Source organism: Curtobacterium sp. MMLR14_006 (assembly GCF_001864985.1).
GTDB lineage: Bacteria > Actinomycetota > Actinomycetes > Actinomycetales > Microbacteriaceae > Curtobacterium.
On the sequence record NZ_MJGU01000003.1, the window covers coordinates 1 to 24,397 of the forward strand.

The window sequence follows — 24,397 nt, forward strand, 5'->3', positions numbered from 1 at the left end:
CCGGGGCGGCGCTCCGCGCGAGGACCGTGGCGGCTACCGGGGTCGTGACGACCGCAGCTCGGCGCCGCGTGACGACCGCGGCGGCAACTCCGGCCGCTTCGTCGGGCGCGACGACGACCGGCGCCGTGACGACCGCGGCGGGTACGTCCGCCGCGACGACGACCGCCGTGACGACCGTCGCCGCGACGACCGCGGCCGTGACGACCGCCGTGACGACCGCGGCCGTGACGACCGCCGCGGGCCCGACGGGCAGCAGAGCCGCGTCTGGCACAACGGCCGTCGCTACGTCGGCGGCACCACGAGCGTGCGCAACAGCGACCGCCCCGGCGCCGCCCGCACCACGCCGAAGCCGAGCGGGGAGCGCGACGGCCACGGCGCACCGCTCGAGGGCACACCCGAGCGGCCGATCATCCCGGACTGGGACGCGGCGGACGGGACGGCGTCCGGCGGGGCCGAGCCGGGCCTCCAGGCCGAAGGGGAGCGCCTGCAGAAGGTGATCGCCGCTGCGGGCGTGGCATCCCGACGCGTCGCGGAGAACCTGATCGTCGAGGGCCGCGTGACGGTCAACGGGCAGGTGGTGGACGCCCTCGGGCGTCGCGTCGACCCCGCGACCGACGCGATCGCCGTCGACGGCGTGCCGGTGCAGATCGACTCCTCGCGGCGGTACATCGTGCTCAACAAGCCGACCGGCGTCGTCTCGAGCTTGCAGGACGAGCGCGGCCGCCGCGACCTGACCGAGTTCGTCGACCGCTACGAGGAACGGCTGTTCAACGTCGGTCGCCTCGACGCCGAGACCTCGGGGCTGCTCGTCCTGACGAACGACGGCGACCTGGCCCACGTGCTCGCGCACCCGTCCTTCGGGGTGCAGAAGACCTACATCGCGAAGGTGCACGGCAACGTGAACCCGGCCGTCGTGCAGCGACTGCTCGAGGGCGTGGAACTCGAGGACGGCCCGATCAAGGCCGACCGGGTGAAGTTGCTCGAGTCCTCGCGGGGAGAGTCGCTCGTCGAGATCACCCTGCACTCGGGCCGCAACCGGATCGTCCGCCGCATGCTCGAGGCCGTCGACCACCCGGTGCTCGAACTCGTCCGGCGGTCGTTCGGGCCGCTGCACCTCGGCAGCCTGCCGCCGGGCAAGATGCGCGAGCTCGGCACGGTCGAGGTGGGCAAGCTGCTCGCCACGGTCCGCGACGCGAAGCCGACGGGCCGGGACGACCGCGACGTCGCGCTGGACGACGACGAGGACGACGACGAGTCGGCGGACTGACGGGGACGGACACCGCGATCGGTAGGCTTGCCCGGTGACCGACCTGACGCCGCACGACACGGACCGCCGCCTGCGGGGTCCGGTGCGCGTCGTCGGCGCCGGGCTGCTCGGCGCCTCGATCGGCCTCGCGCTGCGCGAGAAGGGGGTGGACGTCGTCCTGGACGACGTGTCGCCCGCCGCGCTGGCGCTCGCCGTGGACTACGGAGCCGGTCGTCGGCCGGCGGTCGGGGACGCCCCGGAGCTCGTCGTCGTGGCCGTGCCGCCGGACGTCGTGGCGACGGTCGTCGCCCGCGAAATCGCGGACCACCCGGACGCGATCGTGACGGACGTCGCGAGCGTGAAGGCCGGTCCGCTGGCGGAGCTCGTCGCCGCAGGTGCCGACGTCAGCCGCTACATCGGGTCCCACCCGATGGCGGGGCGTGAGCGCAGCGGCCCGACGGCGGCGCGAGCCGACCTGTTCGTCGGTCGCCCGTGGGTGATCGCGGGGCACGACGGCATCACCTACCAGCGCGCCGCGGTGGTCGAGGACCTGGCGCTCGACGTCGGCGCGACCGTCGTGCCGATGGAGCCGGCGGCGCACGACCTCGCCGTCGCCTACGTCTCGCACGTGCCGCAGCTCGTGTCGACGCTGATGGCCTCGCGGCTGCGCGACGCCCCGGACGGCGCCCTCGGCCTGGCCGGCGGCGGCGTGCGCGACGTGACCCGCGTGGCCGCGAGCGACCCCGGGCTGTGGGTGCAGATCATCGGTGCCAACGCGGCGAACGTCCGGCACGTGCTGGCGGACCTGCGCGACGAACTGACCGGGCTGCTCGGCGCACTCGACGACCCCGCTGCGGCCGGTGCTCCGCGCACCCTCGCCGAGGCGATCGCCGCGGGCAACCGCGGTGTCGAACGGCTGCCGGGCAAGCACGGCACCACCAAGCGCTTCGCCCAGGTCGTCGTCCTGGTGGACGACACCCCGGGGCAGATCGCCGCGCTCCTGACGTTCATCGGGGAGATCGGCATCAACCTCGAGGACATGCGCCTCGAGCACTCACCGGGCGCACCGATCGGCATCGTCGAGGTGTCGGTCGTCCCCGAGCAGGAACAACGACTCGTCGAGCAGCTCGAGGGTCGCGGATGGAGGATCGCAGCAGCATGGGCATGATCGACGACGTGGACGCAGCGACGAACGAACCCGGCGCGACCGGCGGACCCGACGGGCCCGACACCGGCCTGCCCACCCCGACGCCCGGCGACGGTGCGCGCGGCGGCGCCGAGGGCGGTCCGCTCGGCGGCCCGGCCGGCCTGGGCGAGCCCGGCGGCGAGCCCGGTTCGACGAGTGCTCCGGTGCCGTCCGGCCTCGCCGACGGGGCCTACGTGGCGAAGACCGTCATCGCGGTCGACGGTCCGGCCGGCAGCGGCAAGTCGAGTGTGTCCCGTGCGGCGGCGCGCGTGCTGGGCTTCGGCTACCAGGACACCGGAGCCGCGTACCGGGCGCTCGCGTGGCACGCCCTGCAGCAGCGGGTCGACCTCGACGACCCGGCGGCGGTCCTGGCGAGCTGGGACACCTTCGACTACGCGATCGGCACCGACCCCGACGACTACTTCGTGAAGGTGGGGGAGACCGACGTCACCGAGGCCATCCGCACCCCCGACGTCACCGGCGCGGTCGCCCACATCGCGAAGCTGCCCGACGTCCGGCACCGCCTGGTGCAGCTGTTCCGCACCGTGATGCGGAAGACCGACGCCCCGGGGATCATCACCGAGGGCCGGGACATCACCACGGTCGTCGCCCCCGACGCCGAGGTCCGGATCCTGCTGACCGCAGACGAGTCCGTTAGGATGGCCCGACGATCGGCAGAGGTCACGACCCAGTCGGCCGCCGAGACCTCCGCAGCGCTCGCTCGTCGTGACGCGGCGGACGCGAAGGTCGTCGACTTCATGAACGCCGCGGACGGCGTCACGACGCTCGACTCCACCGACCTCGACTTCGACCAGACCGTGCAGGCGGTCGTCGACCTGGCCCGCGCGGCCACGCACTGACGCGGACCGGACGGCCTCGGCCGGCCGGTCACGCACCGACGCAGGACCGGACGGCCTCGGCCAGCCGGTCACCGCACCGCACTGACGCACGACCGGACGGCCTCGGCCAGCCGGTCACCCACGGCCGGACCCCCGGCCCCGGCCGGCAACGGCCACCGACACCGCGGCCCCGGCCGCTCGCGAGGAAAACCACCATGGCCCAGCTGGACAACCCGGACAACGACGACTTCCCCGAGTACGACGACGCCCTCGGCGCGCGCCTCGCCGGACTCGACGAGGCAGAGGCCGAGCAGCGCGCCACGGCACTCCGCGCCGGACTCGAGGAGTACGACCTCGAGGACGAGGACCTCGCCCTGCTCGAAGCCGGTCAGATCGGCGAGGACGGCGTCCACTACCTGCCGGCCTACCCGGTGCTCGCCATCGTCGGCCGCCCGAACGTCGGCAAGTCCGCGCTCGTGAACCGTATCCTCGGCCGCCGCGAGGCCGTCGTGCAGGACGTCCCCGGCGTCACGCGCGACCGGGTCAGCTACAAGGCCGAGTGGAACGACAAGCGCTTCACGCTCGTCGACACGGGCGGCTGGGAGCCCGACGCCCAGGGCATCAACGCCTCGGTCGCCGCGCAGGCCGAGGTCGCCATCGACCTCGCCGACGCCGTGCTCTTCGTCGTCGACGTCACGGTCGGCATCACCGCCACCGACGAGCACGTCGTGAAGATGCTCCGCGGCACCGACCGTCCGGTCATCGTCGTCGCGAACAAGTCCGACGACGACCGCCGCGACCTCGACGCCTACGAGCTGTGGAACCTCGGTCTCGGCGAGCCGCACCCGGTGTCGGCACTGCACGGCCGCGGCGTCGCGGACCTGCTCGACCTCATCATCAAAACGCTGCCGGACACCTCGGCCGTCGCGAAGCAGGAGGTCGGCGGCCCCCGTCGCGTGGCCATCCTCGGCCGTCCGAACGTCGGCAAGAGCTCGCTGCTCAACAAGGCCGCCGGCGAGGAGCGCGTCGTCGTGAACGACCTCGCGGGCACCACCCGCGACCCGGTCGACGAGCAGATCGAGCTCGGCGGCAAGGTCTGGCGCTTCGTCGACACCGCCGGTATCCGCAAGCGCGTGCACCTGCAGCAGGGCGCCGACTTCTACGCGTCGCTCCGCACCACGGCCGCACTCGAGAAGGCCGAGGTCGCCGTCGTCGTCCTCGACGTCACCGAGCCCGTCTCCGTGCAGGACCTGCGGATCATCGACCTCGTCCTCGAGTCGGGCCGCGCGCTCGTCCTGGCCTACAACAAGTGGGACCTGCTCGACGACGAGCGCCGCCGCTACCTGGAGCGCGAGATCGAGCAGGACCTGGCGCACGTCGCCTGGGCGCCGCGGGTGAACATCTCGGCCCGTACCGGCCGCCACCTCGAGAAGCTCGTGCCCGCGCTCGAGACCGCCCTGGACTCGTGGGACACCCGCATCCCGACCGGCAAGGTCAACGCCTTCATCGCCGAGCTCGTGCAGGAGCACCCGCACCCCGTCCGCGGTGGCAAGCAGCCGCGCATCCTGTTCGGGACGCAGGCGTCGAGCCAGCCGCCGACGTTCGTGCTGTTCACGTCGGCCTTCCTCGACCCGCAGTACCGCCGGTTCATCACCCGCCGGCTCCGCGAGGTCTGGGGCTTCTCCGGCACGCCGATCAACGTCAACATGCGAGTGCGCGAGCGCCGGAAGCGCTGACCCGCACAGTCCGCCCAGAACGCGCCCCGGATCCCCGGGGCGCGTTCTGCGTCGCGGTGCTCCGGTCCGTCGGTGCTGCCGTCCGTCGTGCTCCCGTCCGTCGGAGTCGACCGGGAGGCCCGGTGCGGCTCCGCCCCGTCGGTGCGGCACCATGGGAACGTGCGCATCGAGCGGTGGGGGACAGGGCGACGTCGGTTCGCGACGGGTGGCGTCGTGGCAGCGGTCGCGGTCGCGGTCGTCGGCGCGGTGACGCTCTGGTCGGGCGCTCGGTCCGACGACCAGGAACCCGTCGCCCGCGTCGACACGGTCGACCACGGGACGGCACGGGTCCCGGCCGAGGGCCTCGTGCCGTCGAACGGCCTGGGGGACACCGTGCCGGACTCCGGGGAACAGGCGCGTCCGGTCGACACGTCGCCGGTCGAGCCGTGGTGGCTCCGGGTGCCCCCGGTCGCCGGCGAGGTCGTCGGCGTGGGCGGAGCGGCCAGCGGACACGTCCGCATCGCCCGGCTCGGCGGCGAGGACGCGATCGAGGTCCACGTCGACGGCCTGCGCACCCGGGCCCGGAGCGGCGTCTCGGTCGTCCTGGCAGCGGGGACGGTGCCCGCCGACGGCGACCCCCGGACGGAGATCCCGGGCACGTCCGTCGAACTGGCGCAGTTCCCGGCCTCGGAGCGTGAACTGTCGATCACGGTGGGCGACCCGTGGAGCCTGCCCGAGGAGGTCCGCTCGCTCGTCCTCACCGACACCGCCACCGGCGAGGTCGTCGGCAGCGCGACCCTCGTGCCGGTCGGCTGAGCGCACCGGGGACACCGCCGGGTACGGCACCATGGACTCGTGACCCAGCAGAACGACGGCCTCGGTGCCCGCGCCGACCGTCTCTGGTGCCGTCTGCGGCTCGACCGCCTGGCCGGTGGTCGACAGGGCGGCTACGTCGTCCGCGAGGACATGCTCGACCACCCGGACACCGTGCGGTCCTTCCGGTGGATCCGGTGGCTGCTCGTCGCCGAGACCATCGTCGGGGTCGCCGCCGTGGTGATCGCCGTGCTGCTCACGCACGCCGGGCAGTCGGTGCCGTGGGCGGTCTGGTTCCGCGCCACCGTCGTCCTGCTCATCACCCTGACGCTCTACGTCTTCGCCTGGCGCGCCCAGCTCGGCTACTACTGGGCGTACCAGCGCATGCGGTTGTTCAGTCGGATCTTCCCGATCGTGACGCTCGTCGTCGCCGCGATCCCCGGGCTGTACCCGTTCTGGATGGTCATCGAGCAGATCGTGTTCTCCCTGCTCATGGTCGGCATCGGCGACGTGCTCACGTCGGACCACATGCGCACCGCGTTCCCCAAGCCCGCGCGGCAGTAGCGCGCTCGTCCCCAGGCGCCGCACCGCGGGCACCCGCGTCGTCGGGCAGCGCTACGATCGAGGCCACGGGGGTGGACTGTGAAACTCAAGGTGACCATCGCGGACGCGGGGACCGAGCGGGACGTCGTCGTCACCGCGGACGTCACGGCGACGATCGGCAGCGTGGCGGAACGGCTGGTCGGTGGCCAGGGCGTGCAGACGGGCGTGCCGCTGACCCTGCGGGTCTGGCTGCCCGACCGCCCGCAGGCACGACTGCTCAACCCGTCGGCGAGCGTGCACGAGTCCTCGCTCCGGTCCGGGTGCCGGGTGCAGGTCGTCCCCGCCACCGACCGCCGCCGCGGCGACGACGTCGAGGACGCCCCCGCCGCCGTCGTGCAGGTGCTCTCCGGGCCCGAGGCGGGCAACGAGTACACGCTGTCCCAGGGCGTCAACCTGATCGGTCGTGACGCGATGGCCCAGGTCTACCTGGCCGACGACGACCAGGTGTCGCGCCGGCACGCCTCGGTGACGGTGGGCGAGACGATCGAGGTCGTCGACCTGAACTCCGCGAACGGCGTCGCCGTCGACGGCCGGCTGATCGCGCGGTCCTTCGTCGGGCCGGACGCCGTCGTCCAGGTCGGCGGCTCCACCCTGCGGATCCTCCCGCTGTCCACGTCGCCCCTGCCGGTCGCGCCGGGTACGGCCGGGGCGGACCACACCGAGTTCTCCCGTTCGCCGCGCGTCGACCCGGCGCACCGCGGCAAGGACTTCACCCTGCCGGAGATCCCGGTGCCCGGCGAGAAGCCGCGGCTGCCCGTCATCGCGATCCTCGCGCCGATCATCCTCGGCGGCGTGCTCTTCCTCGTCACGAAGCAGCCGTACACGCTCATCTTCATCGCGCTGTCCCCGATCATCATGATCGGCACCTGGATCGACCAGCGCGTGCAGAACCGACGGCGCAAGCGCGACGAACGGCAGCGGTTCGAGGAGTCCCTCGAGGACACCGGTGCCCGACTCGCCGCCGCCCGCGCGCAGGAGGTCGAGGCGCGCGTTGCCGAGTCACCGGCACCCTCGGTCGTCACCGCCGCCATGCGCGACCGCTCCGAGCTGCTCTGGACCCGCAAGCCCGAGCACACGACCTTCCTCGAGGTGCGCTTCGGCGCGGGGGAGCAGCCGTCCCGCTCCACCGTGGTGATGCCGTCGAAGAACTCCGGCAGCGTCGACGACTGGAACCGGGCCGAGGCGCTCGCCGACGAGTACGCGACCGTCGGACCCGTCCCCGTCGTCGAGACCTTCGAGCGTGCCGGGGCCATCGGCGTCGCCGGCACCGGTCTGGTCGCCGACGACGTCGCCCGGTCGCTCGTGGTCCAGCTCGTCGGCCTGCACAGCCCGGCCGACCTCGTCGTCACCGCCTTCGCCGGCGGCACGACGACCGACCAGTGGGCGTGGCTGAAGTGGCTACCCCACGTGGACTCGCCCTACAGCCCGCTGCGCTCCGCCGGGCTGGTCCGCGACTTCGCGGGCGCGTCGACCCTGCTCGCCGAACTCGAGGGCCTCGTCGCCACCCGCCGCGCCGCCGGGGTCGGCCGTGGCGAGCACGTCCGGTCGCGCATCGACGAGAGCCGCGCGCTCGACGAGGAGCACGGCGAGTCCGTCGACCGCCTGCCGGCCACCCCGGCCGTCGTCGTCCTCGTCACGGCCGAGGCCCCGGCGGACCGCGCGCGCCTCGTCGCCCTGGCGGAGGAGGGCCCCGACTACGGCGTCCACCTGCTGTGGTTGGCCTCGACCCTCAGCGCGCTGCCCGTGGTCTGCCGCACGTACGTCTCCCTCGACCGCGCCTCGGGCACGGCGACCGTCGGCTTCGTCCGCTCCGGGCAGTCCGTCGTGCTCGACGAGCTCGACCGGGTCGACAGCATCGAGGCCGCCACCGTCGCACGGTCGATCGCGCCGGTGCAGGACTCGGGTGCCCGGGTGCTCGACGAGACCGACCTGCCGCACAGCGTCGCCTTCGTCGACCTGTACGAGGGCGACGTCGCCGGCGACGCCGGGGCCGTCGTCAGCCGGTGGGCGAAGAACGACAGCCTGACGGCGGACTGGGTGCCCGGCGCCGGTCGCGAGTCGGGCGGCATCCGCGCCGTCGTCGGGCAGGGACCGAGCGAACCGCTCGCCCTCGACCTGCGCGCCCACGGCCCGCACGCGCTCGTCGGCGGTACCACCGGTTCGGGCAAGAGCGAGTTCCTGCAGACCTGGATCATGGGCATGGCGGCGGAGTACTCGCCGGACCGCGTCACGTTCCTGCTCGTCGACTACAAGGGCGGCGCCGCCTTCGCGGAGTGCGTCGGCCTGCCGCACACCGTCGGGCTCGTCACCGACCTCAACCAGCACCTGGTCCGCCGGGCGCTGACCTCGCTCCGCGCCGAGCTCCGGTACCGCGAGCACCTGCTCAACGAGCGCGGTGCAAAGGACCTCGTGACGCTCGAGCAGCGCGGCGACCAGGCGGCTCCGCCCGCGCTCGTCATCGTCATCGACGAGTTCGCGGCGCTCGCGTCCGAGATCCCGGAGTTCATCGACGGGGTCATCGACGTCGCCCAGCGCGGACGCTCCCTCGGGCTGCACCTGGTCATGGCGACGCAGCGGCCGAGCGGCGTCATCAAGGACTCCCTGCGGGCGAACACCAACCTGCGCATCGCGCTCCGCGTGGCCGACCCCGTCGACAGCGAGGACGTCCTCGGGGTGTCCGACGCCGCCTTCTTCGACCCGGGCACCCCGGGCCGCGCCGCGGCGAAGATCGGCCCCGGGCGGGTGCTCGACTTCCAGACCGCCTACCTGGGCGGCAGGTCCGACGACGTCGTGCACGAACCCGACGTCGAGGTGCAGGAGTTCCCGTTCGGCCCCGGCACGGTGTGGCCGAGCGCGCCGCGCGCCCCGCGCGACTCGAAGCGCGCGAAGGACATCGAACGGCTCGCCGCCACGATCACCCGGGCTGCCGACGACCGGGCGCTCGCCGTGCCCCGCAAGCCGTGGCTCGACCAGCTGCCGGACACGATCGACCTCGGGGCGCTGCCCGCGTCGACCGGTTCGACGCTCGTCGTCGGCACCGTCGACGTCCCGGAGTCGCAGCAGCAGACGCCCTTCGGCCTCGACCTCGACCTCATCGGCAACCTGGCGGTCCTGGGGGCCGGTGGCGCGGGCAAGTCGGCTGCGCTCCGGGCGGTCGCCGTGGCGGCCTCGGCCGTGGCCGACCGCTTCCCCGTGCAGATCACCGGGCTCGACTTCGGCGGCGGCGGCCTCAGCATGCTCGAGGCGCTGCCCACGGTGGGGACCGTCATCAGCGGGCCGGACGACGAACGCATCACGCGCCTCCTGGCCGACCTCGAGGCGACCGTCTCGGACCGTTCCGCGCGCTTCGCGGCCGCGCGCGCCGCGAACATCAGCGAGTACCGGGCGGTCACCGGCGTCGCGGAGCCGCGCATCCTGGTGCTCGTCGACGGCATGGGCGCGTTCCGCAACGAGTACGAGTTCCGCCCCGGATCGCAGCAGGTCTTCGACCAGGTCGTCGCCGTCGCCGCCACCGGGCGTGCACTCGGCGTGCACCTGGTGATGTCCGCCGACCGGATGGGGGCGTTCCCGTCGAACCTGCAGGCCGCGATCGGCGAGCGGATCGTCCTCCGCCTGGCGAGCGAACTCGAGTACATCGCGGCGGACGTCCCCGCCGACGTGCTCGAGGACGCCGTCGCCGGCCGGGGGCTCGTCGACGACCACGAGGTCCAGCTCGCCGTGCCCGCCGGCAGCGCGGACCTGGTCGTGCAGGACGCCGCCGTGTCGTCGCTCGCCACCGCACTCGTCGCCCGCGGCGTCGCCGTCGCGCCGCCGATCCGTCGCCTGCCCGCCGTCGTGGACCAGGCGTCGCTACCGGCGTCGGTCGGCGGTCGCCCGACCATCGGCCTGGCAGACGACACCCTCGCGCCCATCGGGATCCCGGGCGACGGCCTGTTCGTCGTGACCGGCCCCTTCGGGTCCGGACGCTCGACGACCATGCAGACCCTCATCCGGTCGGTCCGCCAGACCTGGCCCGAGCGACCCGCGCACCTCATCGTCGGACGCCGGTCGGTCCTGCGGGACGCCACGGCATGGGCGTCGGCATCCACCGACGGGTCCTCGGCCGAGACACTGGCGTCGGAGCTCGCGACGCGGCTCGAGAGCGCCACGCCCTTCGACGACGCCGAACCGATCATCGTCATCGAGAACGTCGGCGACTTCGAGGGGCTGCCCGCCGAAGGCCAGGTGGCGCGGCTCATCAAGGCCGCGCGTCGCGCCGGCGTCTTCGTGCTCGCCGAGGCGGACACCGTGACGGCACCGAGCGCATGGCAGCTCTTCGGCGAGCTGAAGACCGCGCGCGCCGGCATCGCCCTGCAACCCGAGGAGACGGACGGGCTGACGCTGTTCCGCACCGCGTTCCCGCGGGTGACCCGCTCGGACTTCCCGGTCGGCCGAGGCATCATGGTCGACTCGGGGCGCATCACCCGGGTACAAGTCGCGCACACCGTCGAAGCGAAGGTGACCCGCTAACAGGGGGTAGACATCTCACGCGCGAGGTTTTATCACGTGGTGGTACGGTGGGCGTAGTCGCCGGAGGGGCTGGCGACACCGACCACCGTGAAGGGGTGCAACCGTGGCGAACATCAACGTCTCGTACCAGGAGCTCAACAGCAACGCCGACCGGCTCGTCGCCGGCCGTGACGAGATCAACGCGACCCTGTCCAAGCTGCAGGCGCAGATCGCCTCGCTGACCCAGGCGGGGTTCCAGACGGACCGCTCCTCGGGTGCGTACAACGAGGCCTACCAGCGCTTCACCACCGGCGCGCAGAACACCATCGGCGGGCTGAACGACCTGGCGCAGTTCCTGCGCACCACCGCCCACACGCTGGGCGACGTCGACCAGCAGCTCGCGTCGAAGCTCGGTCGCTGAGCGGAGAGATCTGACATCGGGAGGCCGATGCCGCAGCAGTGCGGTGTCGGCCCTCCCTGTCATGGGGGTGACGTGTGAGCGGCAAGCTCAAGATCTCGTACGACGCGCTGGACGCGCTGTCGACGAAGGTGACGGCAGCGGGGGACGACATCGAGATCGGATCGAAGATCGAGGGCGGTCAGGGGAACGCCGAGCTGGGATCCGACGTCGTGTCGGGTGCCCTGCGCGACGCCACGGCGCAGCAGGTCCAGCGGTCGAAGATCGCGGCCGACAGCATCCGTGACGCCGGCAAGTTCCCGACGTCGGTGAAGCGGTCGTACGCGGACGCCGATGCCGCCCAAGCACAGGCGGCCGGCAAGTGAGCTGGTCGGAGGCGGACCCCGGTCAGGGCAGTCCGGCCGGCATCCAGGGCGTCGCAGCGCTGCGCACCGCGCGTGCCGCCAAGGTCCGTGATGCCCAGCGCACCATCCAGTCCGTGGCGTCGCAGTCCGGCGTCGACTGGGAAGCTGCGAGCCAGCGGTCCTTCGCGGCGGAGCTGTCGAAGAAGGCGGCCGACATCGAGCTCGTGGCGACCGGCCTCGAGAAGCAGGCGACGGCGCTCACGACGTACGCCGGTGCGCTGACGCAGATCAAGGACCGGCAGGTCGTGCTCGAGACGCGTCGCGCGACGGCGGAGCAGGACTTGTCGTCGGCGCGCGCGAAGATGCCGTTCCCTGAGTTGTTCCCCCAGACGACCTCGCCGCTGCTGACCGGCAAGCCCGCTCCGGACGACGAAGCCGCGAAGGCTGACCTCGCCAGGCAGAAGGCCAAGGCGCAGGGGCTGATCGACGACGCGCAGAGCGACATCCGTGCGATCGACGCCGAGTGGGACACCCTCGTTTCAGATCGCCGCCGTATCGATGCGACCTGCGCGGCCGCGCTGCAGAACCAGGACGTCCTCGGCGGACTGAGCAACTTCTCGGGAGTCGACGTCGCCAGCAAGTCGCCCGACGACCTGTTGGCGCTGCTGGTCGGGCTGTCCGCGACCGACCGCGAGATGCTCCTCGCCGACAACCCCGACCTGGCGAAGAAGATCGCGGCTGCGTCGCCCGAGGCCGTGGCCGCGTGGTGGACCGCGATCGGTGACCCGGCCGACCCGACTGGGTTCAGCGAACAGCAGCAGTGGTTCCTCGCCACCATGCCGGTGACGATGGGAGCGCTCGACGGACTGGCACCGCAGGCACGTGTGGCGGCGAACAAGACGAACGCGCAGGACCGGCTCGATGCCGACCAGACCGAGCTCTACTCGGTGATGGTGACCATCGCTGCGCTCGAGGGCCACGTCAGCACCCGTGCCCTCGAGAAGCGTCGAGCCGAACTCGAAGCCGAGATCGCTTACCTGAAGGATGCCGTCGGGGACAGCCCGACGAGGCAGCTGTACCTGTACGACCCCGATCGGTCCCGCATCATCGAGATGGAGGGGACGATCACCGACCAAACGAAGCACGTCGTCACGTACACGCCGGGTACGTTCGCCGACCTGGCCAAGTTCTACGACGGCTCGACGCAGGCGATCGCATCCTCCATCGTCGCGGGCCACCCCGACACCGTCGTGTTCGTGTACAAGGACGGTCGGTACCCGGGGGAGTACGGACAGAAGAGCGACATGGACCTCACCAAGATCTTCGAGGCCAACGACGAAGAGTTCGCCCTGCAGTCCGGGAAGCAGCTCGCGTCGTTCGAACAGGGGTTGAACGCGAGCAGCCCGATCGTCCGCGCGGCAGAGTCGACTGCGATCGCACACAGTTGGGGGCTGGCGAACGTCACGTCCGCCGAGGTCGCCGGTGCGCACTGGGACAACGTCGTGTCGCTCGCGGGTGCCGGCATGCCCGAGCAGTGGTCCCCGGACCCGTCGACGAACTACGTCCACGAGAGCTACCCCGACCTGCTGTGGGAAGCCCAGTTGACGGGGAAGGTGTGGGACGGCCGGAACCCCGGCACCTCGGACGCCTTCGAACAGCACTTCTACGCCGGACCCGAGTCCTTCATCAAGACGGGTTCGGTGATGGGAGTGGACTACGCCTACCCCGATCAGGGTGTGCTGTTGGACAACCACAACCTGATCGCGTCCAACGCGCGAGAGAATCGAGCCGTGCTGGACCACATCGACAAAGTCATCTACGGGGTGCGATGAACCGCTCACGCAAGCTCATCGCACCGATCGTGTTCCTGACTCTCCTGACGGGATGTTCGACCATGGACAACAACCGACCCGAAGCTCCTTCCGAACCGGCGACCCCGAGCGCCTCGCCCGAGGTCGAGATCCGTGCGGCGAAGGCGCGGACGCAACGCGTCGAGCTCGAGATCGCCGAGGTCGTACCCGACCGATCGAGTGTTCGTCAGCAGGAGAAGGGGGCGCTCTTCCCGTGTGGTGAGCGCCAGCGTCAGTGGTCGGGAGGCACGAACGTCGTGACGACCGACGAGCCCGACATGGACGCGGTCGTGGCGGCTGTCGAGAAGGCGTGGGGCGACCGGTCTGGCTGGACGATCGACAAGCGTGAAGACACGGTGGGACTCGCGACGATCGACATCTCGACCAGTGACGGGGAGGGGTACCTGATCTCACGAGGGACCGAAGCGAAGACTGTGCACATCCGGTCGTCGTCGTCGTGTTTCGCCGTGCCGGAGATCTTTTCGGGCGGTGGCACTTGGTGATCGCGAGTCGACTCCGGGCAGCCCGACAGGGCGTGATGGCCATGGAGGAGCGACGTGTCGAGCGGGTCGACATGAGGCGAGGGACGACGATCGCGCTGGCCGCCTCGACGATGGCTCTGGGACCACAATCGTCATAGTGACCGCCACTGATGCTGACCAGCGTGAAGACGACGTCGCCGCTTCCAGCAGTGATCTCCTCAAGTCGGCTTACTCGGTGAACGAATGGAAGCCCACCGCAGGGGTCCGAGTCGTAGTCGAGGACTACGACGGTCCACCGCTCGGGCGATCCCTCGATCGTGCTGGGTGGGAGCTCGTGGGATGGGACCAATCGGTCACCGGAACGGTCTTCGTTGGTGCCGCCGAGATGGGGAGGCAGTTCGGTCAGTGGCCAGCGGCGGCCTCATGGACGTCCCGCTGGCTCACGATGCGAAGCCCCTCGAGAAGTCCGCGCAGGTCCGCAGAACGGTGAGCAGCGGTCCGGTCTACACGGGCGAACTGCCCTTGGTTCGTCGGAAGACCTGTGACGCCATTCGAGTCGGCTCGATGACGTCGAGCATCCATCGACCGCTACCGACGACGACCAACTTCGGACAGGACATGCAACCCAGAATCATCGCGCCGATCGTCCTCGTTGCCTTGCTGACGGGCTGCTCGGCACCGGGCAACGATCGACCCGCAGCCGGCGAGCCCGCAGCACCCACCGCGTCGCCCGAAGCCGTCATCGGCAAGGCGAAAGCGGGCACGCAGCGCACGGAACGGGAGATCGCGGAGGCCGTCCCAGACCGATCACGTGCCCGGCAGCAGGAGAAGGGCACGCTCTTCCCCTGCGGCGAACACCAGCGGCAGTGGGTCGGTGTCACGAACGTCGTCACGAGCGGGGAGCCCGACATGGATGCTGTCGTCGCGGCGGTCGAGGATGCGTGGCGCGGCAAGTCGGGGTGGGATCTCGAGAAGCGTCGGGATTCCGATGGACTCGCGACGATCGACCTCTCGGCTGATGACGGGGAGGGGTACCTGGTCTCACTCGGGACCGAACCAAACACCGTGCACATCTTGTCCTCGTCGCCGTGCTTCGCGGTGCCTGAGGTGTTCTTCGGGGGCGGCTCGTGGTGACCGCGCGTCCGCGGGTACTGCTCGGCGTCGCCGGGGTGGCCAGCGCGATGGCAGTCCTGCTGAGCGGTTGTGCCCTGGTGCGTGGGCCGGTGGAGGACCCGGAGGTCAGCACGGCCCAGGCCAAGAAGTCCGCGCAGGACGCCGAGAAGTCGATCATCGATCTGATCCCGCGGTCCGATGTGGTGGAGACGCACCAGATCGAGACCGCTTCCTTCCTGAGCTGCTCGACGGGCTTCCTGTGGTCCGGGAACATCCAGGCGACGCTCGCGGGGGGCACCGACGCCGAGGAGGTCCTGCGCAGTATGGGTGCGGCGGCGCGACGCGAGCAGTTGGACGTCAGCGATGATCGGACGTCCGTCGGGTCGCTGCGGTACGCCTTCGTCAATCGGCAGGGTGTGCGACTGTTGGCCACGGTCTGGGACGACGGGCGGAAGATCGACGTCGACTCGTTCTCGGCGTGCTTCAGGGTGCCGGACGACTGGGTGCCACCGTCGAGCTACTGATGTCGACGAGGAAGTATGGGTACAGAGGGGGAACTGATGGTGACCGGTGAAGAGTCGACCACTGCGCAGCGGCGTGTTCCGCATTGGAGGATCCTCGTCCCCGGTGCGATCACGGTCGTCAGCGCTCTGACGGCCTACCTGTCCCTGGAAGGCGTGTCCCACGGGAGACCGGGGTGGGCGATCTTCTGGTCGCTCGTGATGGTGTTCTCAGCGCTCGGGACGCTGATGGGGATCGCTGACGTGACGGATGCGAGCCGTCTCGTTCGTGTGCTCGGCATCGTCGCCGTCCTGTTCGCTGGCGTCCTGCTCGCTTTCGAGGTCCTCCTGCTGGTCGTCGTCGTGATGGTGACCGTCGCGAACTCCGGTGGTGCATGATGCGCGCTCCAACGATCGCGGTCGCCACAGCCGCCGCGGTCGGGCTGCTGCTGGCCGGTTGTGCGCACGCCGACCCACTGCCCGCTGACCCGGATGAGCGCCTCGCCGTCGTGAAGGCGACCGTGCAGCGAGCTGAGCTACGGACGATCAAGGCGCTGCCGTCTTCGCAGGTCGAGTCGGTGCGATAGCTGTCGAGCGGATCGTTCCTCGACTGCTCCGCCGGCGTGCGGTGGAGCGGCCACATCCGAGCGACCCTGAGCGAGGGGGTCGACGCGACGGCTGCGCAGCAGCGCATCGCCGAGACGTTCGCCACGAGGGACGGCTACGACGTCAGCGAAGACCCGTTGCGGCGCGGCGACGTTCGGGTCCAGATCATCGACCCGGACGGGGTGCAGCTCCTGGTGACCATCTGGGACGACGGCACGGTGATCGACGTCATCTCCGGCTCCGCCTGCTTCGGGTTGCCGCAGGACTTCGACCTGCCGTACGAGTACTGACGCTGGCGGATCCCCAGCGCCGCGCGCCGACCCGGCTCAGGCCACCGTCGCCAACGCGAACGGCAGCACGGCCGACGCACCCGCGCGACGGAGCTCCCGGCCCGCCACGGTCATCGTCCACCGGCTGTCGACCAGGTCGTCCACGAGCAGCACCGGTCCCTCGTGGGCCTGCAGAGCGGCGGCGAGTGACGGGTCCACCGTGAAGGTGTCCCACACGCCGGAGAGTCGGTACGCGCTGTTCGTCGCGCCGTCCCCGCGGGGTGTCCCGCCGTTCCGGCCGAGCGTGCCGAGGAACTGCAGCCGGCCGATCGACGACAGGGCCTGCGCGAGCGACCCGACGAGTTCGGGCCGTGACCGCGAGGACATCGCCACGACGCCGGTCGGCCGAGTCTCCCACGGCCAGTCCTTGAGCGCACGGACGCAGCCCTCGACGAGTTCCCGCGACACGGGCGCATCCGGCACACCCGACCCGAACAGTGCCCGCAGTGGCCCACCCCAGCCGAGGTCGGTCAGACGCGCCACAGCTCGGCCGGGCTGCACGAGTTCGTCGGGGCCGATCTTGCCGCGGACCGCGACGCCGAGCGAGGCCATACCGGAGGGCCACTGCGCACGCGGGGCGACCTCGACGCCGACCTTGTCGAGGGCGGCGGCGGCACCGGTCGAGTCGGAGTCGGAGACGTCGGTCGGGAACCAGGCGCCCGCGCAGTTGTCGCACCGGCCGCAGGGCTCTGCGGAGGGATCGTCGAGGTCCTGCTGCAGCAGCTGCATGCGGCAGGCCGAGGTGGCCTCGTAGTCGAGCATCGACGCGGCCTCGGCGGCACGGGCCGCGGCGACGCGTTCGTACCGGGGCGCGTCGTACTGCCAGGGCTGCCCGGTCGCGACCCAGCCGCCGGTGACCCGTCGGACGGCACCGTCGACGTCGAGCACCTTGAGCAGGAGTTCGAGGGTGGAGCGCTTGATGTCGACCAGGCCTTCGAGGGCGACGGTCGACATGGCGGTGTCGGTCGACAGGGCGTCGAGGACGGCGGCAGCGCGGGCTTCGGTCGGCATCGAGGCGCTGGCGAAGTACTGCCAGATCTCGCGGTCCTCGCGGCCGGGCAGCAGCAGGACGTCGGCGTTGTCGGTGGCACGGCCGGCACGACCGATCTGCTGGTAGTAGGCGACGGGCGACGACGGTGCGCCGACGTGCACGACGAAGCCGAGGTCGGGCTTGTCGAAGCCCATGCCGAGCGCACTGGTGGCGACGAGGGCCTTCAGTTCGTTGCCCTTGAGCTGCTGCTCGAGCTGTTCGCGTTCCTCGGTGTCCGTCCGGCCCGTGTAGGCGCGCACCGCGTAGCCGTTGTCGCGCAGCAATCGGGCGATGTCCTCGGCCGCCGAGACGGTGAGCGTGTAGATGATGCCGCTGCCGGGCAGGTCGCCGAGGTGGGCGAGGAGCCACCCGAGTCGCTGCCGGGCGTCGGGCAGCGTCAGCACGCCGAGGCGCAGGGACGCTCGCGCGAGCGACCCGCGGATCGTGAAGACCGGGTCGGCGGGACCGGCGGTGAGCTGCTCGGCGACGTCCTCGACCACGCGCTCGTTCGCGGTCGCCGTGGTGGCCAGCACGGGGACGCCGGGGGGGAGCGAGCGGATGAGCTCGGCCAGCCGCCGGTAGTCCGGTCGGAAGTCGTGGCCCCAGTCCGAGATGCAGTGCGCTTCGTCGACCACGAGCATGCCCATCCGGGCGATGAGGGTCGGCATCTGCTCGTCGCGGAACTTCGGGTTGTTGAGGCGTTCGGGGGAGACGAGGAGCACGTCGACCTCGTCACGGGCGAGTGCCGCCTGGGTCTCGCCCCACTCGTGCGCGTTCGCCGAGTTGATCGACACCGCCCGGACGCCGGCCCGGGCCGCTGCCGCCACCTGGTCGCGCATCAGGGCGAGCAGCGGCGACACCAGGACCGTCGGGCCGCCACCACGGCGACGGAGCAGCAGGGTCGCGAGGAAGTACACGGCGGACTTGCCCCACCCGGTGCGCTGCACGACGAGGGCGCGCTGCCGGTGCTCGACCAGGGCGGAGATCGCCTCGAGCTGGCCGGGGTGGAACACGGCGTCGGGCCGGCCGGTCAGGGCAGCGAGGGCCTGCTGTGCCTCGGCGGCGATGTCCGCGGACGGTGCGACGGCGGACGGAGCGGGGGAACCGAGACCAGACATGCCCCCATGCTGTCAGCAGCGACCGACGAAACCCCGCCGGGGCGCCTCACTGGTAGGTGATCAGCGACGGTGTCGGGGTCACCTCGGACATGGTCTGCGACGGGGTCAGCATGGGCGTGTCCTCGTCGTAGAAGTTCTTCCAGCCCCAGTGCAAGCCCTTCGGCGCGCCCTGGTGCAGCGCCTTCCACGTCGCCTGCTTGTCCGGCTGCGAGCCCTGCCCGTCGACGTGCACGAGCATGTCGAGCTCCGGGTGGGTCTTCAGCGCGGAACGGTCCTGGATCATCGACAGCCGGAACTGGTGCAGCACCAGGGCCTTCGGCGGCAGCCCTTCCTTGCGCACGAGGTCGGCGAGCCACGATGACACCTCGTTCACCTCGGACGCCGACACGCTGCCGATCTGCTTCAGGGGCACCTGGTCCTTCGTCAGCCGCCACTCCGGGTCGAGCGCCAGCCAGACGCCGGGCTTCTTCAGCAGCGACTCGTACTTCTTCGCCTGCGACAGGAAGTCCGAGCGCCCGGGCTGCAGGTCGATGATCACCGGCATGTCCGCGTCGTGCGCCGCGTCGACGTACGGCTCGAGCGTCGACACCGGCAGCTCCGTCGAGTAGTCGCCGTCGGCCCCGGCGTCGCCCGCGGCGACGGTCGCGATGACCTCCATCGCCGGCGTCACGAGTTCGTCGGACTCCGCCCGGTACGGCTTCGCGACGGCCTCGGCACGCCGGACGGTCGCCTCGGGCCCCTGCTCGCCGAGCACACCGAGCGCCGGCGCACCCGGCGCCCCGTAGAGCGCGACGTAGCGGTGCCCGTCGAACGGTCGCTGGCCGCCGTTCCGCAGCTGGAACCCGCTCTCGGCCGCCCGGACGGTCCACTCGGGGTCGGGCAGCGCGGCGAACGCCGACCCGACGAGCAGCGTCGGCCCGCCCGCGCCGTCGTGCAGGGCCGTCACGACGTCGGGCGCCGCCGCGGGATCGGTCACCCCGTCGGGCATGCGCACGACGTGTGCACCGGCGGCCTTCGCGGTCGCCACGACCGCGGCGTCAGCGCTCGCGTCCGCCACCACGACCGTGGTCGGCCGGGAGGCACGCCCCGCCTCCGGTGCGTCGCCCCCGTTTGGCGCGTCCTGCTCCGTCGCGTCGGTGTCGACCGACACGTCGCCCTCGGCCTGGTACCACCCGGCGCCGAGCCGGTCGAGTTCCCGGGCGACGGCCTTCCCGCCGCCCTCGCCCGCGAGGAGCACCGGCACGTGGGAGCGCTCGGCCACCCCGCTCGCTGCCGCCACCGCGTCGGCGTCGCCGGCCGGTGCGACGACGGCCCCCGGCGCGCTCCGGAACAGGGCGCGACTCGCCCGGAGCGACCGCTCGGCCGCATCGGACCCGGCCGCCACGGTGACGGTGTCCGCGGACGCGCTCGACAGGGTCGCGCGGGTCGGCTCCGGCTCGCTCGACGTGCACCCGGCGGCGCCGATCAGCAGCCCGCAGGCAACGGTCGCGACGAGGACTCGGGCAGCAGGTCGGGAACGCATCGGGCCACCCTACGAGGCAGGCGGAGAGGTCCCTGGGAATCCGACGGGTGTCGTCTCGTAGAAGGGAGGCATGCCCCACCACCCCGACGACCGCCCGCTCATCGGACCGGTCCGGTCGCCCGAGGTGCACTGCATGACGCTCAACGTGCGTCGCCGCGTGCCGCGGCCGCCGTCCCACCCGGACGCCTGGGAGCGACGCCGCGACGCCCTGATCGCGCTCGTCGCCTCCGAAGCGCCCACTGTCCTCGCCGTCCAGGAGGCCCTGCCCACCCAGGCCGCCGACCTCACCGCCGCCCTGGGGTTCGGTTGGGAAACCGTGCTGGTCGGCCGCGGACGCAGCGGCGGGGGCGAGCAGGTCGGGCTGTTCCTCGACCGCGCCCGCCTCGACGTCGTCGAACAGCGCACGTGGGCGCTCTCCCGCACCCCCGCGAGACCCGGGTCCCGCTCGTGGGCCACGTCGTTCCCGCGGCACGCCGTCGGCGCCGTCGTCGACGACCGGGCGACCGGCGTGCGGTTCCTGGCGATCGCGACGCACCTCGACGTCGCCTCGCCGTGGGCCCGGCTCCGGTCCGCCGGACTGCTCGGCCGCATCGTCCGGCAGCGCGGCCTGCCCGCGGTCGTCATGGCCGACTGGAACAGCCCAGCGGGGTCCGCACCGTGGCGAGCACTGGCGGACGCCGGTGTCGTCGACAGCTGGAACCGGGCCTCCCGTCAGGTCGGCGAGGCGTACGGGACGTACCCGCACTACCGGAGCCCCCGTGTCGGCGACCGGCGCATCGACGGCGTGCTCGTGACCGACGAGGCGGAGGTGGAGCGGGTCGCCGTCTCCGACCGGCGGCCGGGCGACGTCTGGCCCTCTGACCACGCGGCCGTGCACGCGGTCGTGCGGTGGGCGTCGTGATCCGCTCGCTCGGGCCGACGTTCCTGCGGCCGCGGTTCCTGGCGGCCGACGTGGTGCGTGCCCTGACGCTCGTCAGCCTCGTCGTGGCGAGCATCGGGTGGGGCGGGACCGCGCTGCCGGTGATGGCCCTGTCGCTGCTCGGGGTCGTCGTGCCGCGGATGCTCGGACTGCGGCCGGCGTTCGACATCGCCGTCTGCGCGCTCGTGCTCCTCGCCGGGTGGTCGAGCGTGCTCGAGTGGTACACGACCGTCTTCCTGTGGGACAAGTTCATGCACGTCGTCCTGACCGGGCTGCTCGCGGCGGTGCTGTACGTCATCGGCTCGGACCTGCGGGCGGTCCCGGCGCCGCACGCCGAGCGCCGGGTCGTCGTCGCGGTCCTCGCGCTCGCCGCGGGCCTGGCCATCGGCGCGGCGTGGGAGATGGGGGAGTGGCTCGGCCACAACTTCGTCGACTCGGCGATCTTCGTCGGCTACGACGACACGATCGGCGACCTGGCGGCGGACGGCGCCGGCGGGCTGCTCCTCGGGCTCGGGCTGCCGTGGCTCGCGGCCCGGCGCGAGGTGGTGCAGCCGACCCGCCGTGGCACGGAGGCGGCCTGACGTCCGCTATGCTGGACCGGTCGCTCACGCTCCGGTCGGACGCGGGCGAGGATCCTCCGGGATCCTGAGCCCCTCGGGGCTCACGGGCTGTGGCGCAGCTTGGTAGCGCACTTGACTGGGGGTCAAGGGGTCGCAGGTTCAAATCCTGTCAGCCCGACCGGGGGGGCGTCTTAAGAACTCAACAACGAGGAGAGGCCCGCAGCTTTGTGGCTGCGGGCCTCTCCTCGTTCTCCTGGGCTTCCGGGTTGAGGCGATCTCGGCTCCCGCCTTCGCTTGCTCAGATCGATTGGTCTTCGTGGCGGCCGCTCTCGCGGCAGCTACCGTCGCCGCCTTGTCCCGTCGTGCTTTGGCTCGCGTCTGGCGGACCTCGATGTCCGGCGCTCCACCCGGGAGGGTGCCGGTGTACTCGTTGAAGAACTCGCGGTCTCTGCGACGCATGATCGGCGGTTCGCGAGGGGGACGGTTCTCGGCTGCTCGGCGGTCTTCAATCTCCTTCGCCTTCAAAAAATCGCAGACTTGCTTGATGTTGAGCGCGACGAGCAGGAACGTCAGGAACACGTAGCCCGATGCGAAGCCGCGAGACTGCCTGTTGAGGTGGTCGTGCAGGGACCCGTACTTCGGAGCCTTGAGCATCGAGTTTCCGTTCTCGATGAGGTTGCGCGCGTAGCCGTGGAAGTCGCTCCACTCGCGGGACTTGTATCGCAGGGCTTGGGTGAGCGGCGGGAGGTTCTCCTTCGGGAACTTGACGGAGTCCTGGCAGCAGATGAGGGGAAGGTTTTCGCCGACGGGGTAACCGGGTTCGCTCGGGTCCACCTCGTCCATCGTCAGCAGCTTTGCTTCCGACACGCGCGCTCGGGTCCTCTTGAGCGGGCACTTGATGCGGGGGCTGTCACCGGATGCGGGACACATCATCGTGACGCTGCCGTCCGGGTTCCGGCGTGCCTTCGGTCGGACCTCCCACTTCTCGCGCTCATCGATGCGAGCACGGTACGTGATCTCATCGATCTCACCGTCCTTGACGTGCCTACTGGCCATCTGGAGCGACATGAGCATTGCGGGGCAGTAGGCACCGCTTTCGATGAAGATCGCGCCGGCGTACCCGCCTCGAGGCCCGAGACGGTCGTCGCGCCACTCAGTGCTCGCTTCCCAGCCGAGTGCTCGAATTGGGTCGTAGAGCCGATCCGGCGTGGCGTTGGCGAAGTACTCCATGTCGGCATCCGCGATGCCAGGCAGGTGGCCCGCGCGAACGACCTGCTCGAGGACGAAAGCAGCGGCTTCGACGTTGCCACTGCCCGGGATGCTCAAGGTAGCGCCGAGGATGAGTTGTGGAGCCTTGCACCGGTCGTCCGGCTTGAGGAACACGCGGCGCGCGAGCGTGGCGTTCCACCCCCAGAGGTAGTCCTCCTCAGTCTCGTACTGCGCCATCTGACCTGGGGGAGCGTCGATGCGCTTCGAGGTCTCGGTGACCTTCCACGCTGCGAACGGCGACACCGAGCCCGAGCGGGGCTTACCGGCCGCTGCCAGTACACGGTCCTTCTCAACACGCTTGGCGATCTTGTCCTTGTTGTGCGACATGCCCGTCGTCAGAGGGGAAGTCATGTGGGTGCCGTCGAAGCTGACGTCAACCTCCTTGCGCTCGGGCGCGTTGCGAATGGCGCGAGGCTGGAGGTAGAACGACCTGCTCGCGGAGCATCAGCCAGGCAATCCTGACCACTCTTGCCGAGTGGCACCGAGCCGACCACACCGCGCGACACTCGGAGGTCGCCGCCGCCGCAACACGGTCGCCCGCACTCCAGCGAGAGGGCCGCTTCTACGCTCCCGCAATGCCCAGCCAGGCGGCTGCTGCCTTCGACGCCACCCACGTCATGTCGGCCGACCAGGTCGAGCTCCGCCGGTACCGGGTCAAGCAGGACCGCAACGGGAACCCCCTGAGCCCCGGCGCGAACCGGCGGGTCACTCGGTGCCCGCTCCGAACCAGCGCCTTGTAGTCGACCCAGACCGAACACGACGAAGCCCTCTCGGACCGGGAGGGCTTCGTCGTGTTCCCATCGATCCACGGCTCGCTGCCTCCGGCTGGCAGCAGCAACGGGGTCCTGCGAACGGTTCGAGCTGAATGTCGGATGTGTCCTTGAGATTGCTTTCATGACCGACATCATCGGCGGAACCATCGGCCCCCTCATCGACGGCGCTATCGGAAGCACCCAGCGGCGACAAGACGACGAACGACAACGCCGACGAGCGGCCGCAGCTGAACTTTTCGCGTGGATGGTACCGATGGTCGAGCAGCTGCATCACCTGCGCGACCGCCGCGACACCGCATTCTGGGTTGAGCACATCCCGATCGCTTACCGCAGCCTGGACGCGATGAAGATCCGGCTCCCACGTCAATGGAGGCACCTCAAGCGTTCCACACGCGCTTGCCTTGGTGAAGCGCTCGGCAACGGCCTCGTCTTCCTCGACACAGGAGACGACGTCCTCAGCGATTCCATCGACTACAGCGCCCGATGGTCCAGCTACGCCGCCGACTACCTCGCGCTGTGCCTCTCGCGGATCCGCGAGTGGGAGCACGAGTGGAGGGCACGCTCCGCACAACGGATTGCGATCCCGGAATTCGACGACTGGCTACGAATCACCGAGCGGCACCCGATGTGCTGACTCCTGCCCAGCAGTGCTCTGCACAAGGGGCGCGCGGGAT

General features: G+C 71.2%; 22 protein-coding genes and 1 tRNA gene. 20 read left to right on the plus strand and 3 right to left on the minus strand.

The window, feature by feature from the left end; translation table 11 throughout:
- Positions 1 to 484: 484 nt before the first annotated feature.
- From BIU94_RS01395 to BIU94_RS01470, 15 genes are all read left to right on the plus strand, one after another.
- Positions 485 to 1,267, plus strand: a complete 783-nt coding sequence (locus BIU94_RS01395; protein ID WP_071253563.1) for a pseudouridine synthase — start codon at positions 485 to 487, stop codon at positions 1,265 to 1,267.
- A 34-nt stretch (positions 1,268 to 1,301) separates the two neighbouring features.
- Positions 1,302 to 2,414: a prephenate dehydrogenase gene (locus BIU94_RS01400; RefSeq protein ID WP_071253474.1), complete on the plus strand. Its 1,113-nt coding sequence runs from the start codon at positions 1,302 to 1,304 to the stop codon at positions 2,412 to 2,414.
- A gap of 212 nt (positions 2,415 to 2,626) precedes the next feature.
- The gene (cmk, locus tag BIU94_RS01405) at positions 2,627 to 3,292 is read left to right on the plus strand and encodes a (d)CMP kinase (RefSeq protein ID WP_071253565.1); all 666 of its coding nucleotides are present in this window, start codon (positions 2,627 to 2,629) and stop codon (positions 3,290 to 3,292) included.
- Positions 3,293 to 3,486: 194 nt separating this feature from the next.
- Positions 3,487 to 5,007: a ribosome biogenesis GTPase Der gene (gene der, locus BIU94_RS01410; RefSeq protein WP_071253476.1), complete on the plus strand. Its 1,521-nt coding sequence runs from the start codon at positions 3,487 to 3,489 to the stop codon at positions 5,005 to 5,007.
- Between the two features lie 159 nt (positions 5,008 to 5,166).
- A complete protein-coding gene (locus tag BIU94_RS01415; RefSeq protein ID WP_139196221.1) occupies positions 5,167 to 5,802 on the plus strand; it encodes a hypothetical protein in 636 nt (211 codons plus the stop codon).
- Positions 5,803 to 5,841: 39 nt separating this feature from the next.
- Positions 5,842 to 6,363 (plus strand): hypothetical protein, encoded by a 522-nt coding sequence (locus BIU94_RS01420; RefSeq protein ID WP_071253480.1) that lies wholly within the window; start codon positions 5,842 to 5,844, stop codon positions 6,361 to 6,363.
- Between the two features lie 78 nt (positions 6,364 to 6,441).
- Positions 6,442 to 10,911, plus strand: coding sequence for an FtsK/SpoIIIE domain-containing protein (locus BIU94_RS01425; RefSeq protein WP_071253482.1), 4,470 nt, complete (start codon positions 6,442 to 6,444; stop codon positions 10,909 to 10,911).
- 103 nt (positions 10,912 to 11,014) lie between these two features.
- A complete protein-coding gene (locus tag BIU94_RS01430; protein ID WP_071253483.1) occupies positions 11,015 to 11,311 on the plus strand; it encodes a WXG100 family type VII secretion target in 297 nt (98 codons plus the stop codon).
- Between the two features lie 74 nt (positions 11,312 to 11,385).
- Complete coding sequence (locus BIU94_RS01435; RefSeq protein ID WP_071253485.1) at positions 11,386 to 11,673, plus strand: hypothetical protein; 288 nt, start codon at positions 11,386 to 11,388, stop codon at positions 11,671 to 11,673.
- Positions 11,670 to 13,484 (plus strand): hypothetical protein, encoded by a 1,815-nt coding sequence (locus BIU94_RS01440; RefSeq protein WP_071253489.1) that lies wholly within the window; start codon positions 11,670 to 11,672, stop codon positions 13,482 to 13,484. The genes BIU94_RS01435 and BIU94_RS01440 overlap by 4 nt, the downstream gene beginning before the upstream one ends.
- A 275-nt stretch (positions 13,485 to 13,759) precedes the next feature.
- Positions 13,760 to 14,005, plus strand: coding sequence for a hypothetical protein (locus tag BIU94_RS17200; protein ID WP_139196223.1), 246 nt, complete (start codon positions 13,760 to 13,762; stop codon positions 14,003 to 14,005).
- A gap of 402 nt (positions 14,006 to 14,407) precedes the next feature.
- Positions 14,408 to 15,118 carry a hypothetical protein gene (locus BIU94_RS01450; RefSeq protein WP_139196225.1) on the plus strand — a complete coding sequence of 237 codons (711 nt, stop codon included), beginning with the start codon at positions 14,408 to 14,410 and terminating at the stop codon, positions 15,116 to 15,118.
- Positions 15,115 to 15,621 (plus strand): hypothetical protein, encoded by a 507-nt coding sequence (locus BIU94_RS01455; protein ID WP_139196227.1) that lies wholly within the window; start codon positions 15,115 to 15,117, stop codon positions 15,619 to 15,621. Before BIU94_RS01450 ends, BIU94_RS01455 begins: the two co-directional genes overlap by 4 nt.
- A 36-nt stretch (positions 15,622 to 15,657) precedes the next feature.
- On the plus strand, positions 15,658 to 15,996 hold the full coding sequence (locus BIU94_RS01460) for a hypothetical protein (protein ID WP_071290571.1): 339 nt from the start codon (positions 15,658 to 15,660) through the stop codon (positions 15,994 to 15,996).
- 224 nt (positions 15,997 to 16,220) lie between these two features.
- Positions 16,221 to 16,493: a hypothetical protein gene (locus BIU94_RS01470; protein ID WP_071253500.1), complete on the plus strand. Its 273-nt coding sequence runs from the start codon at positions 16,221 to 16,223 to the stop codon at positions 16,491 to 16,493.
- A 36-nt stretch (positions 16,494 to 16,529) separates the two neighbouring features.
- Here BIU94_RS01470 and BIU94_RS01475 read toward each other — a convergent pair whose 3' ends face one another.
- Both BIU94_RS01475 and BIU94_RS17595 read right to left on the minus strand, forming a co-directional pair.
- Entirely contained in the window at positions 16,530 to 18,680 is a 2,151-nt protein-coding gene (locus tag BIU94_RS01475) for an ATP-dependent DNA helicase RecQ (protein WP_071253502.1), read from the minus strand.
- A 46-nt stretch (positions 18,681 to 18,726) separates the two neighbouring features.
- Positions 18,727 to 20,202 carry a hypothetical protein gene (locus BIU94_RS17595; RefSeq protein WP_071253504.1) on the minus strand — a complete coding sequence of 492 codons (1,476 nt, stop codon included), beginning with the start codon at positions 20,200 to 20,202 and terminating at the stop codon, positions 18,727 to 18,729.
- A gap of 70 nt (positions 20,203 to 20,272) precedes the next feature.
- Here BIU94_RS17595 and BIU94_RS01485 point away from each other — a divergent pair, with 70 nt between their 5' ends.
- The 3 genes from BIU94_RS01485 to BIU94_RS01495 all read left to right on the plus strand — a co-directional run bounded on the left by BIU94_RS01485 (position 20,273) and on the right by BIU94_RS01495 (position 21,859).
- A complete protein-coding gene (locus tag BIU94_RS01485; RefSeq protein ID WP_071253506.1) occupies positions 20,273 to 21,103 on the plus strand; it encodes an endonuclease/exonuclease/phosphatase family protein in 831 nt (276 codons plus the stop codon).
- Entirely contained in the window at positions 21,100 to 21,702 is a 603-nt protein-coding gene (locus tag BIU94_RS01490; RefSeq protein ID WP_071253569.1) for a hypothetical protein, read from the plus strand. The genes BIU94_RS01485 and BIU94_RS01490 overlap by 4 nt, the downstream gene beginning before the upstream one ends.
- 83 nt (positions 21,703 to 21,785) lie before the next feature.
- A tRNA-Pro gene (locus BIU94_RS01495) sits at positions 21,786 to 21,859 on the plus strand.
- On the opposite strand, the gene BIU94_RS16910 is transcribed toward BIU94_RS01495, so the two are convergent.
- On the minus strand, positions 21,841 to 23,277 hold the full coding sequence (locus tag BIU94_RS16910) for a hypothetical protein (protein ID WP_083404514.1): 1,437 nt from the start codon (positions 23,275 to 23,277) through the stop codon (positions 21,841 to 21,843). The two genes, BIU94_RS01495 and BIU94_RS16910, sit on opposite strands and share 19 nt — an antisense overlap.
- A gap of 248 nt (positions 23,278 to 23,525) precedes the next feature.
- On the opposite strand from BIU94_RS16910, the gene BIU94_RS17600 reads away from it, so the two are divergent.
- Both BIU94_RS17600 and BIU94_RS01505 read left to right on the plus strand, forming a co-directional pair.
- Positions 23,526 to 23,690 carry a hypothetical protein gene (locus BIU94_RS17600; RefSeq protein ID WP_175472235.1) on the plus strand — a complete coding sequence of 55 codons (165 nt, stop codon included), beginning with the start codon at positions 23,526 to 23,528 and terminating at the stop codon, positions 23,688 to 23,690.
- A gap of 154 nt (positions 23,691 to 23,844) precedes the next feature.
- Positions 23,845 to 24,357 (plus strand): hypothetical protein, encoded by a 513-nt coding sequence (locus BIU94_RS01505; protein ID WP_139196231.1) that lies wholly within the window; start codon positions 23,845 to 23,847, stop codon positions 24,355 to 24,357.
- Positions 24,358 to 24,397 lie beyond the last annotated feature (40 nt).